Source organism: uncultured Lamprocystis sp., from assembly GCF_903933125.1.
In the GTDB taxonomy this organism is placed as follows: Bacteria; Pseudomonadota; Gammaproteobacteria; order Chromatiales; family Chromatiaceae; genus Thiodictyon.
On record NZ_CAIZIZ010000506.1, the window covers coordinates 1 to 11243 of the forward strand.

The 11243-nt window shown below is 68.2% G+C and carries 12 protein-coding genes; 8 read left to right on the top strand and 4 right to left on the bottom strand.

Translation table 11 applies throughout. The annotated features are described in order from the left end of the window. Nucleotides 1-230: 230 nt before the first annotated feature. Genes QZY03_RS27775 through QZY03_RS27790 form a run of 4 tightly spaced genes read right to left on the bottom strand, consistent with a single transcriptional unit; the run spans nt 231 to nt 4256 of the window. Complete coding sequence (locus QZY03_RS27775) at nt 231-1655, bottom strand: hypothetical protein (RefSeq protein WP_295586935.1); 1425 nt, start codon at nt 1653-1655, stop codon at nt 231-233. Then, nucleotides 1655-2266: a 2OG-Fe(II) oxygenase gene (locus QZY03_RS27780; protein WP_295586937.1), complete on the bottom strand. Its 612-nt coding sequence runs from the start codon at nt 2264-2266 to the stop codon at nt 1655-1657. The genes QZY03_RS27775 and QZY03_RS27780 overlap by 1 nt, the downstream gene beginning before the upstream one ends. Continuing rightward, nucleotides 2263-3564 (bottom strand): multifunctional CCA addition/repair protein, encoded by a 1302-nt coding sequence (locus QZY03_RS27785; protein WP_295586939.1) that lies wholly within the window; start codon nt 3562-3564, stop codon nt 2263-2265. Before QZY03_RS27785 ends, QZY03_RS27780 begins: the two co-directional genes overlap by 4 nt. A 5-nt stretch (nt 3565-3569) precedes the next feature. Beyond that, nucleotides 3570-4256, bottom strand: a complete 687-nt coding sequence (locus tag QZY03_RS27790; RefSeq protein WP_295586941.1) for a DUF4126 domain-containing protein — start codon at nt 4254-4256, stop codon at nt 3570-3572. Between the two features lie 198 nt (nt 4257-4454). On the opposite strand from QZY03_RS27790, the gene QZY03_RS27795 reads away from it, so the two are divergent. The 8 genes from QZY03_RS27795 to QZY03_RS27830 form a co-directional block, all read left to right on the top strand. Then, the gene (locus QZY03_RS27795) at nt 4455-4937 is read left to right on the top strand and encodes a DUF2939 domain-containing protein (protein ID WP_295586943.1); all 483 of its coding nucleotides are present in this window, start codon (nt 4455-4457) and stop codon (nt 4935-4937) included. Nucleotides 4938-5370: 433 nt separating this feature from the next. Then, nucleotides 5371-5508 (top strand): hypothetical protein, encoded by a 138-nt coding sequence (locus QZY03_RS27800; RefSeq protein ID WP_295586944.1) that lies wholly within the window; start codon nt 5371-5373, stop codon nt 5506-5508. A gap of 46 nt (nt 5509-5554) precedes the next feature. Then, nucleotides 5555-6259, top strand: a complete 705-nt coding sequence (locus QZY03_RS27805; RefSeq protein WP_295586946.1) for a VWA domain-containing protein — start codon at nt 5555-5557, stop codon at nt 6257-6259. Beyond that, nucleotides 6246-7205, top strand: coding sequence for a PP2C family serine/threonine-protein phosphatase (locus QZY03_RS27810; RefSeq protein WP_295586948.1), 960 nt, complete (start codon nt 6246-6248; stop codon nt 7203-7205). The genes QZY03_RS27805 and QZY03_RS27810 overlap by 14 nt, the downstream gene beginning before the upstream one ends. Further along, on the top strand, nt 7190-8515 hold the full coding sequence (locus QZY03_RS27815) for a serine/threonine protein kinase (RefSeq protein ID WP_295586949.1): 1326 nt from the start codon (nt 7190-7192) through the stop codon (nt 8513-8515). The genes QZY03_RS27810 and QZY03_RS27815 overlap by 16 nt, the downstream gene beginning before the upstream one ends. Nucleotides 8516-8536: 21 nt before the next feature. Further along, the gene (locus QZY03_RS27820; RefSeq protein ID WP_295586951.1) at nt 8537-9679 is read left to right on the top strand and encodes a formylglycine-generating enzyme family protein; all 1143 of its coding nucleotides are present in this window, start codon (nt 8537-8539) and stop codon (nt 9677-9679) included. Nucleotides 9680-9951: 272 nt separating this feature from the next. Then, complete coding sequence (locus QZY03_RS27825) at nt 9952-10083, top strand: hypothetical protein (RefSeq protein ID WP_295586952.1); 132 nt, start codon at nt 9952-9954, stop codon at nt 10081-10083. A gap of 21 nt (nt 10084-10104) precedes the next feature. Then, nucleotides 10105-11243 (top strand): SUMF1/EgtB/PvdO family nonheme iron enzyme (locus QZY03_RS27830; RefSeq protein WP_295586954.1); only part of this gene is annotated, 1139 nt, incomplete at its 3' end.

An 11243-nucleotide genomic window follows, 5' to 3' on the forward strand; every position in this document is an offset into this window, starting at 1 on the left:
GTGACGGCTGGTGTTTTGGTCGACTTCAGACGATACCGCCGGTCTCCCGCTGCCGCCACCTCCGCAGGAGCCGCCGGCCCTGGTCCAGCCCACCCGTGCACAGCGCCCGGCCTCAGGCAAAAATGGCCAAAGTCGAGTTACCGTGCAAGGCGCGCAGCGACCCCGTGGGAGCGGCGTCCCGCCGCGACGGGGCCGGATGCATCGCACTATATTCGGTGTCTGGCATTTTTCTAGGCGCTGCCGTCGCGGGACACGCCGCGGCGTTTCGAAGCGCTGAAGTTCACCAGTGCGCCGCCGGCGCCATACACCGCGCCGGCGACCGCGCCGATCAGCCCCAGACTAAGGAGTTGCGGCAGCAGGCCGGCCCGGCTGGCGGCAGTCGGCGCGGCGGCGACCGGATCACCCAGCAGCCAACCCCAGCCCAGGACCGGGAGCGCAACCACCAGCCAGCCCAAGATCGCGCCCCCCAGGGCTCCCAGCGTGAATCCCCCCGCGCTCACGACAAGTTGGACGGGCGCGAGAACTGGATTGGACCGTCGTAGCGCAAACCAGGTAAAGACGCTTCCCATGGCCCCGGCGATCACCCACGCGACCACCCAGCCGAGGTCGAATCCGATCACCCCGTAAAGCCGGCCTACCACCGGCAGACCGAACTGCGCGGCCGCCAACAACCCGCAACCGCCGCCGAAACTCCAGCCGAAGAGGACCAATCCAAGCTGCGAGGAAGACATCCTGACGCGCCGCATCAATAGGGCGTAAACCATGAATCCGGCACCGATCAAACCAACCGCGGCACCGCTCACCGCACTGAACAGCGGATTGTCGATCGCGATCCGCGATGCCGTGGCGCCATCCAGGCCCGACAGCAGATAGATCCCCATGGCCGTGAGACCGATGACCCAGGCCATCGCCCACCCGAGGACACAGGGAACCAAGCCGACTCGCAACCCTGGTTGCGAGACCGCGGCCGATTTCGGTTTCGGCTTCGGTTTCGGCTTCGGTTCGTCCGGATCAGGCGCGCTCCGGGTGACCCGCGGCTGCAGAGGAGAGAGGCCGTCGAACAGAACATCGCCGCTCATCCCCCCGGCGGGTGCGTACGCCGCAATCGGCCGCTCGGCCGGTCGCCGGATCGGCTCCAGACGTTCAATCACTGCGGCGTTCCGGCCGGGTGCCGGGTGGAGCGCAACCACCGACCGCGCGGCCGACGGACCGGCAGACACCGCCGACCGCATCGGCCGCGGGGCGGTCGGCCGACCCCTGGGGGCTGGGTGCAACATGACGCGTAACGCCGAGTCCAGGACATCCAGCAACGGCGACTTGGAGTCACCCGCCCACCCGACGATATCGACCGGGTCGACGCTATGAAAGGCGCGCGGCAACTCCACCGGGTCCATGACCAGGGAGATCAGCGTGCGCTGCTCCAGCGCCATTTCGGCCCCGACAGCCGTCCAGCGATCCCGTGCCGAGGCGGCAGTCCAGACCGCGATCACGCAGGAGGCCGCGCTGAGGCGCGGTCGCGCGTGCTTCAACCAATCCCGCTGGGAACCAATGGGCGCGAGCCGTTCGATAACCCAGCCGCGGGCCTCAATCGCCTGGTGCAGCCGGTCCAGGCGGTCCCGCTGTGCGCCGTCCCCAATCAGTACGATGTCGGCCATCAGGCAAATACCACCCAGGTCGTCGCGATGTACTTGACCCCGGTCCGCACGACCGCCGCCCGGTGTTCGTGAGTCCAGAACGGGGGGAACAGCACCAGCTTGCCGCGTTGCGGACGCACGCTCACCTGCTGGTGGAGAAACTCGGTCTCGCCGCCGGGGCCGGGGCAGTCGTTGAGATACCACAGGGCCACGAGTTGCCGCCGGCTGAGCTCATGACTGCCGCCGTCCACGTGCCAGTGGTAATACTCCCCCGGCAGATACCGTTGAACCTGATAGCCCTCGTCCTTGAACGGCCCCTTGAAGTAAGGAAAGGTTTCGCGAAACTCCTTGATGGCCGCGGCCAGCGAGCGGAAGAACTCCTGGTCGACATCCTGCCAATCCGGTTTGTTGCTGACCACCAGGTCGGTGGTTCGCTTCACGCTCTGATCAGCGGTGCGCAACTGCCCCACCCGCCCGGCGTACTGGTGTTGGGGGTGCGCCTCGAAGCGCTCACAGACGGCGTCGCAGAAGCCGGGTGACAGGGCCAGGGGCCGCTCGAAGATCAGACTCAGCGGCTTGACCTCGCGGAGCGAAACCAAGGGGATCAGCGGACGTTCGGCAGAGACGCTCATGATTGGTGGTGGCCGGCGGCTTCGGGGGTGGTGCGGTCCAGGCGCGCCCGACGAATGGCCGTGATGCGGGCCTGGCGGATCTGTTGGGCGATGAGGCGGGGCTCCGCGGCCGCGACGGCGAGCGCCGCCACATCGACCGCCAGCGCCGCAGCGAAGAGACGACCCAATTCCGCGGCCTGGGGATAGGGTCGATCGGCGTACCCCGTCCGGCCGCGGAAGTCCGCCTCGCAGGCGGTCAGCATCTGGCGGAAGCGCTCGGGGCGGCGAAAGGCGTCGGTCCGCTCCAGGAGATCGAAAATCGTCGCCGGCCGCAGCTCCTCGACCGTGTGCACCAGCCCGTGGTAGCGGGCCGTGATGCGTGCCAGGGCGCGGTGGCGGTTGGGCACCCGCAGGCGATCACACACGGCCTCCAGCAGCGTGACACTGCGCTCCTCGTGACCGTGGTGACTCGGCCAGATCGCCGCCGGCGTGGTGCCCTTGCCGAGGTCATGACAGAGGGCGGCGAAGCGCACCTCGGGATCCGGCGAGAGTTGCGCCGCCATATCGAGCACCAGCATGGCATGCACGCCGGTGTCGATCTCGGGATGCCATTTTTCCGGTTGGGGAACCCCCCACAGGCGGTCCAATTCGGGCAGCAGGCGGGCCAGCGCGCCGCAGGCGCGCAAGACTTCGAAAAACCGGGAGGGCCGGGTCTCGCCCAACGCCTTGCTCAGTTCCTGCCACACCCGCTCGGGCACCAAGGCATCCACCTCTCCCGCGGCGACCATGGCCCGCATCAGGTCCAGGGTCTCGTCGGCGACGCGAAAGCCCAGCGGCGCGAAACGGGCGGCGAAACGGGCGACCCGCAGAATGCGCACCGGATCCTCGGCGAAGGCCGGGGAGCAATGACGCAGCACCCGCGCCTGCACATCGGCCAGGCCGCCGAAGGGATCGATCAGGGTGCCTTCCGCCGAACGCGCCAGCGCATTGATGGTCAGGTCACGGCGGCGCAGGTCCTCCTCCAGGGTTACCGAGGGGTCGGCGTGCACGACAAAGCCGCGGTAGCCGGGGGCGGTCTTGCGCTCGGTTCTGGCCAAGGCGTACTCGTCCTTGGTCCGCGGATGCAGGAAAACGGGAAAATCCCGGCCCACCTGCTTGAAGCCGCGCCGCTCCAGGTCATCCGCAGTTGCGCCGACGACCACATAATCCCATTCGTTGGGAACATGACCGACCAGTTGATCGCGCACGGCACCGCCGACCAAATAGACCTCGAGACCATCGGCGGCATCCACCGGGCGCGGACAGGGAACAGCAGACATCGGCGTCAGACCTTGGGCGGCCGGCCGTCGAGCGCAGTGCCGATGGCGGCAGAAGACGTAGCGACCCCGGCGGATCGTGTTTCCCGATCACCACCGAAGTGTTTGCGCAGCGCCGTCCAGACCCGCTGGAGCCCGTGCCACACCTTGGGGAACAACCAGATCAGGAGCAGGAAGAACAGCGCCAGAGCGACCAGGAACACCGCCGGATGTTTCAGCGCCAGCAGCAGTCCGCCGATCACCCCGAGGTCCTCGGTGACCGAAGCGATCCAATTGGTGAAGGGCTCCGGCGAGGTATTGATCAGCACCCGGGTACCCGCCTTGGCGGCATGACTGACCGCGGCAACACCGCCGCCAAGCAGGAGTGCGGCGGTATCTCCGAGCGGAGTCATGGGACCCAGGTCGCCCACCGCGCCCATCGCCATCAGGGCCCCGGCCGGGATACGGATAAAGGTATGCACGGCATCCCAGATGCTATCCACACCGGGGACCTTATCGGCGAAGAACTCGGCGAGATACATGGTACCGGCGGCCAGCAGGACCAGCGGATCGGACAGGATCTCCAAGCCGGCCGGCAGATCGACCGCCCCAGTGGCCCCCATCAGCCCGAGCACCAGGATCGCGGCATACAGGTTGATCCCGCTCGCCCAACTGGCACCGAGGGCTAAGGCAAGGTTCTGGGTCAAGTCGTCCACGGCTACCTCGCGCAGATGCGGATATGATTATTTTATTATAGGGTAGCCGCGACGTCTCGGCCCCCTCGAACAGCCGGCCCTTGCCACCGTCGCCCCCCCAACCGCGGGCCGGTTGACACGGCCGGCAGCGCGATCCGCGAGTTGGCGCGTTCTTCGCGCTAGAATACCGCCCCCGTCAATCCAACGAGTGATCCGACCATGCGGTATATCGGCTATCTGCTCCTGTTTGCCCTGATCGCCTTCGGCGTCTGGCCCTACTACTACGTGTTCAAACTGGACAGCGCCCTGAGCCAGGAAGATACCACCGAACTGGCCGTGCTGGTGGACTTGCCGGCCATCCGCGCCAATTACAAGGCACGCATCGGCGCGGGCGCGAACCAACTGCTGCCCAGCGCCGACCCGAACAGCGCCATGGCCTGGATTCGCCAGAACCTGGAGCGGTTGGGTGACTCGGCACTCGACCAGGCCATCACCCTGCCCTGGGTCCAGGAAACCTTGCGCCAGGCCGTCACCGACGCGACCAACCAGACCCCCCCTTACCTGCTGGGCGGAATCGACTTCGCCTTCTTCGAGTCCTACAACCGCTTCCTGATCCGCATCGGCGAGTTGGGTCAGGATCCAACCAACGTGCGCCTGTCGCTGGAAGGCTTCGACTGGAAGATTACCGACATCATCCGGTGAGTCTCGCTGATCGGGCCTTGATCGTGGTTCCGGCCAGTGCACGGGAGTAACAATATGCCCGTCCCCCGTGGGAGCGGCGTCCCGCCGCGATGCGGTGCCGCGGTGACATCGAACGCTGCGGTGACGCGCCCGACCCCGTCGCGGCGGGACGCCGCTCCTAAAAGGTCGCTACGCAACTTTGGTCAACCTTTTCCCGAAAATCACCTTAAACCCGCCCCTATCCCAAGACCATGTCCGCATATCAGGCGCGATGGCGCTATCCCGGCCGGGGAGTCCGCGGCAGTCTCCGCCATGCGCCGGGTGGTGCATGACGGGTACACGCGCTCGCTGCGGGGCGGTTCACCGTGACGGGAGGGGACAGCAAGGCGCGCAAGACCGAGATCATCGGGTTGTTGTATGGTTACCGTTAAGAACGCGACACGGCACGCAAGACATGCTGCAACTGACATTCGGCCCCCTCGATCAGGACCTCATCGCCCGGATCCAGGCAGCCGAATCGGCACAACTGGAGGTCTGGCTGGACCGGGTGCTGACCGCCACCGGACAGCGCGAGGTCTTCGACCCCCACTGACGACCGGGCACCACTGACGCCCGCCCCGCAACCAGGAGACCACCCGATGGCCAAACGCCCCGGCGGCGAGCTCGCAACCCGGCCGCTGCACTTCATCTGGATCGCCGACTGCTCCGGCTCGATGGCTGCCGACGGCAAGATCCAGGCGCTCAACACCGCGATCCGCGAGGCCCTGCCGCACATGCGCGCGGTGGCCGACGAGAACCCCAACGCCGAGGTTCTGGTGCGCGCCCTGTCCTTCGGGAACGGCGCCCACTGGCACTGCTCCCAGCCGACCCCGGTCGCCGACTTCAAGTGGACAGACCTCCTGGCCGACGGGTTGACCGATATGGGCCGCGCACTGCGCCTGGCGGCCGAACAGATGCATATGCCCCCGATGACCGACCGCGCCCTGCCGCCGGTGCTGGTGCTGATCTCCGACGGGCAGCCGACCGACGACTTCGCCAGCGGGCTCGCCCAACTCATGCAGGAGGCATGGGGCAAGAAGGCGGTGCGCATCGCCGTGGCCATCGGCCGGGACGCGGACACCGAGGTCTTACAGCGTTTCATCGGTCACCCCGAACTAAAACCACTCCTGGCCAACGACCCCGAGTCACTGGTGCGGCACATCAAGTGGGTTTCCACAGCGGTGCTCAAGTCCGCCTCGGCCCCGGCCAGCCAGGCCGGCGGGCTCCCGGCCGGACAGAACGTGCCGATCCCGACCCCGCCCGTGGTGCCCACCGACCCCCAGGCAGCGGATGATGTCTGGTAAACCGGTGAGCGGCGGGGCGGCGGGACCCTGGCACTGGCTGAGCGCCAGCGTGCGCGGGGCCGCCCACCACCGCAGCGGCCTGCCGAACCAGGACGCCGTGCGGGTCGCCCGCTGCCCGCTCCCCGATGCCGCAGAGGGCACGGACGCCCCGGCCCTGGTGCTGGCCCTGGCCGACGGCCACGGCAGCGCCCGCAGCTTCCGCAGCCGCGAAGGCGCCCGGCTCGCCGTCGCGGTCGCCCTGCGCGCCGCCGCTGGGCTGCCCCCCTCGTCCGCGCCGTCGCGGCGTAAGCGCTGGGCAGAAGAACAATGGCCGACTACGCTGGTCCGCGGCTGGCAAGCGGCGGTCGCACAGCGGCTGGCGCGTCGCACCTTCACCGCGGCCGAACTCGACCCCCTGGACGCACCCGGCCGGGCAGCTGTCGCGAGCCATCCCGCCCTCGCCTACGGCTCGACGCTGCTCGGCGTCATCGTCACCCCCGAGGCCATCCTCTACCTGCAACTGGGCGACGGCGACCTGCTGACGGTCGGCGTGGACGGGACCGTCGCGCGCCCCCTGCCGCCGGACGCCCGCCTGCTCGGCAATGAGACCACCTCACTCTGCGCGCCCCGGGCCGCCGAGGACGTGCGCGTCTACTGCCAAACCCTGGCCGGCGCGCCGCCCGCCCTGATCCTGGCTGCGAGCGACGGCTATGCGAATGCCTTCCGCGACGACGCCGGCTTCCTCCAGGTGGCACAAGACCTCTGGGACCTGCTCCGCACCGGGGGCGAGGCCGCCGTGCGTCCGCATCTGCGCGACTGGCTCGCTGAGGCCTCCCAGCAGGGCAGCGGGGACGACATCAGCGTCGCCATCCTGTGGCGGGCCGCACCGATTGCAATCGCGAGCACTGCGGCAGATCCGAGCCCGGCCCACCAGCCCCCAAGGACAGCACCATGCACCAACTCCTGACTCTCGGCAGCACCCACCAGACCGCCAGCGGACACCCCTGCACTATTGAGGCCTTCTTGGGCGGCGGCGGACAAGGCGAGATCTACCGCGTCCGGGTCGAGGACCGACCTCTGGCGCTGAAGTGGTACTTCCCTGAGCAGGCCACCGTGGCCCAGCGCCGGGCGCTCGACACCCTGATTCACAAGGGTCCGCCCGGCCCCGGCTTCCTATGGCCGCTGGAACTACAAGACAGCGCCGCCGCCGACTTCGGCTATCTGATGCCGCTGCGCGAGGCCCGTTTCCGCGGCATCGTCGACCTGATGAAGCGGCGCATCGACCCGAGCTTTCGGGTGCTCGCCCTGACGGGGCTGCAACTCGCCCAAGCCTTCCTCGCGCTGCACACTCAGGGGTTCTGCTACCGCGACATCTCGTTCGGCAACGTCTTCTTCGACCCCGACAACGGCGACATCGCAGTCTGCGATAACGACAACGTGGCCGTCGACGGCGGCGGGGCCAGCGGCATCTTGGGCACCCCGCGCTTCATCGCCCCCGAGATCGTCCGCGGCGAGGCCGCCCCCGGGATCCAGACAGACCTCTTCTCGCTCGCCGTCCTGCTCTTCTATCTCTTCCATATCCACCATCCGCTGGAGGGCCGCCGCGAGGCCGCCATCCGCTGCTTCGACCTGCCGGCCATGACCCGGCTTTACGGCACCGAGCCACTCTTCATCTTCGACCCCGCCGACGACGGCAACCGCCCGGTCCCGGGGCTGCACGACAACGCCCTGGCCCACTGGCCGATCTACCCCGAATTCCTGCGCAACCGCTTCACCCAGGCCTTCACCGCCGGCCTGCGCGACCCTGCCGAGCGTGTGCGCGAGAGCATCTGGAGTGGCGCCCTGGCCCGACTCGCCGACAGCATCTACTACTGCGGTCACTGCGGCGCCGAAAACTTCTACGACGCCGGAGGCCCGGCCGCCACCGCGCCCGGTATCTGCTGGTCCTGCCGCACGGCCCTGACCCTGCCCTACCGTTTGCGGCTCAGCCTGCCGGGGACGGGCGCGCACCAAGTGGTCATGCTCAACCACGACACCCGGCTCTACCCGCACCACCTGGACCCGAGTCGCCGCTACGACTTCGGCGAGCCAATCGCCGCGGTTGAGCGGCATCCGAGCGACCCCGGACGCTGGGGACTCAAGAACCTGGGGTCTGCCAATTGGGTCATGACCCGGTCCGATGGTCAGTTGCGCGATGTCGAGCCCGGGCGTAGCGCCGGGCTGACGCCTGGCGTGCGGCTCGCACTGGGCCGGGTCGAAGCCGAGATCGCCGGCTGACGACACCGAGAGACACCGACCATGGAACAAACGGCTCGCGATACCCTGTGCACGCTGATCCGGCGCTACGGCCATGACCTGAGCGAGGACCCGGCCCGCTGCCAGGGAATGCTGAACGATTTGCTGCGGGGGGAGCACAGGCGCGAGGTCTTCGTTCTCGTCAACGCGCTAAAGCTGGGTATCGCGGCCGAGCTGCTGCAGAGCAGCGGCGGGCTGCCGGCCCCGCTCCTGCTCGGCCGGCTACGGCAGCGGTTGGAGAACGACTTGGCCATGACCGGCGCGGCGGCGCACTGGGCCGTGGAGACTTGGGCGCTGGCACTGGGGGTGATCGACGCACCGATGCCGGTCCAGCCCGTGTCGGCCCCGTCACTGCGTCCCACGACGCCGACACCGCCCGCGACGGGCGCCGCCGGGTCGGGCACATCATCGCCCGCGCGGCTGCCCTTCGAGCCCGAGATGGTCATCATCCCCGCCGGTCGCTTCCTCATGGGATCGCCTGCAGGAGAGGCCGAGCGAGAGGAGTACGAAGGCCCACAGCACCAAGTCGCCATCTCCCGCCCCTTCGGCATCGGGCGCCATGCCGTCACCTTCGACGATTACGATGCCTTCTGTGCCGCGACCGGTCGGGACAAGCCGAGCGATAGCGGCTGGGGCCGCGCGCACCGTCCCGTCATCAATGTGACTTGGGGCGATGCGGCGGCCTATTGTCAATGGCTCTCGCGGCAGACCGGTCGGGCCTATCGATTGCCCACCGAGGCCGAGTGGGAATACGCCTGTCGGGCCGGGACCACGACCCCCTTCCATTTTGGGGAGACCCTCTCGACTGACCAGGCCAACTGCGATGGCAACCGTCCCTATAGCAATGGCCCCAAGAGTGCCTACCGCAAGCAGACAGTACCCGTCGGAAGCCTCCCGGCCAATCCCTGGGGTCTCTGCGAGATGCACGGCAATGTCTGGGAGTGGTGTCAAGATTGGTATGGCCTCTATGCGACCGGGCCTATCCCTAACCCTATCGGTCCTCCAACCGGTGAGAGGCGTGTGTTGCGCGGCGGCAGTTGGTTCAACGAGGCACGGTTCCTGCGCTCTGCGTCCCGCCTCGCCCTCGCTCCAGGGGACCGCCTCCGCCTAATCGGTTTCCGGCTTGCCCTAGATCCCGAGCGATAGCAGGCCAGATAGGGCAGGCCGGCAGGAAGCGGGGCCGGACTTCCCGCGGAGGGAGCGAGTCGCGCGAGCGGACGGCGCGGGCGGTCAGGCCCTGCGGGGCTGGCGCACCAGCGCGGCCAGGGACCGCACACCCGAGCCCTGGCGCTCGGGGCCATTGATGCGCCTGCGTCCAGTCCCCGCCACCGCAGCCACCCGCAGGGCCGCTGCAGCACCAGGCGGCGACTGCCGGATCGGGCCGACCCGCCCCGGCACGGCTGCCCTTTGAGCGTAAGATGGGTATGATCATGGGGTCCGCCAATTGGGTCATGACCCGGCCTGATGGCCAGTTGCGCGATGTCGAACCCAAGCTGGCGCCCGGGGTGCGGCTCAAACTGCGCCGGGCCGAGGCCGAGATCGTCGGCTGACGACACCGAGAGACACCGACTATGGAACAAACGGCTCGCGATACCCTGTGCACCCTGATCCGGCGCTACGGCCATGACCTGAGCGAGGACCCGGCCCGCTGCCAGGGGATGCTGAACGATTTGCTACGGGGGGAGCACAGGCGCGAGGTCTTCGTCCTCGTCAACGCACTAAAGCTGGGTATCGCCGCCGAGCTGCTGCAGAGCAGCGGCGGGCTGCCGGCCTCGCTCCTGCTAGGACGGCTGCAACAACGGCTGGAGCACGACCTTGCCATGACCGGCGCGGCGGCGTGCTGGGCGGTGGAGACCTGGGCGTTGGCACTGGGGGTCATCGACCGGCCGGTGCCAGCGCAGCCTGCACCGACCCCGCCAGACCCGGTCACCCACAACCGACCCAAGACCGACCCAGACACCCCGTCTGACCTCCACGGCTGGCCGGCCGACCAGGTTCAGGCCCTGCAGAAGGCCGCCGCGCAAAGTCTGGGGCGGTCGGTGGTCTTCCGCGATCCATTCTCCGCCCCCGTTGCCCAGCCGCAAGAGGCTGGCTTACAGGCGTTGTTCAAGCCTCCGGCGCCAGCCGTGGCCGCCACGGTGCCCGAGATGGTTATCATCCCCGCCGGTCGCTTCCTCATGGGCTCGCCTACGAACGAGTCGGGCTACAGCGACGAAGGGCCGCAGCACCTGGTAACGATCACGCGTCCTTTCGCTATTGGGCGCCATGCCGTCACCCGGGGCGAGTTCGCGGCCTTCGTCGGGGCGACTGGATACCGTGATTCGCATTTATGGCGTAACCCTGGTTTCAAGCAAACCGATGGGCATCCGGTCGTCGGTGTGAGTTGGAACGACGCCCAGGTCTATTGCGAATGGCTCCGCAAGCGGACAGGTCGCCCCTACCGACTCCCGAGCGAAGCCGAGTGGGAATACGCCTGCCGGGCCGGTACCGTCACGCCCTTTCATTTCGGGGCGACGATCACCACCGACCAGGCGAACTACGACTGCAACAATCCCTATGGCAAAGGACCCAAACTCGACTTTGGCCATTTTTGCCTGAGGCCGGGCGCTGTGCACGGGTGGGCTGGACCAGGGCCGGCGGCTCCTGCGGAGGTGGCGGCAGCGGGAGACCGGCGGTATCGTCTGAAGTCGACCAAAACACCAGCCGTCAC

Coding starts and splice junctions, on each gene's coding strand:
- QZY03_RS27775 (WP_295586935.1), bottom strand. CDS start 1,655: ATGGCCGACATCGTACTGATTGGGGACGGCGCACAGCGGGACCGCCTG.
- QZY03_RS27780 (WP_295586937.1), bottom strand. CDS start 2,266: ATGAGCGTCTCTGCCGAACGTCCGCTGATCCCCTTGGTTTCGCTCCGC.
- QZY03_RS27785 (WP_295586939.1), bottom strand. CDS start 3,564: ATGTCTGCTGTTCCCTGTCCGCGCCCGGTGGATGCCGCCGATGGTCTC.
- QZY03_RS27795 (WP_295586943.1), top strand. CDS start 4,455: ATGCGGTATATCGGCTATCTGCTCCTGTTTGCCCTGATCGCCTTCGGC.
- QZY03_RS27800 (WP_295586944.1), top strand. CDS start 5,371: ATGCTGCAACTGACATTCGGCCCCCTCGATCAGGACCTCATCGCCCGG.
- QZY03_RS27805 (WP_295586946.1), top strand. CDS start 5,555: ATGGCCAAACGCCCCGGCGGCGAGCTCGCAACCCGGCCGCTGCACTTC.
- QZY03_RS27810 (WP_295586948.1), top strand. CDS start 6,246: ATGATGTCTGGTAAACCGGTGAGCGGCGGGGCGGCGGGACCCTGGCAC.
- QZY03_RS27815 (WP_295586949.1), top strand. CDS start 7,190: ATGCACCAACTCCTGACTCTCGGCAGCACCCACCAGACCGCCAGCGGA.
- QZY03_RS27820 (WP_295586951.1), top strand. CDS start 8,537: ATGGAACAAACGGCTCGCGATACCCTGTGCACGCTGATCCGGCGCTAC.
- QZY03_RS27825 (WP_295586952.1), top strand. CDS start 9,952: ATGGGTATGATCATGGGGTCCGCCAATTGGGTCATGACCCGGCCTGAT.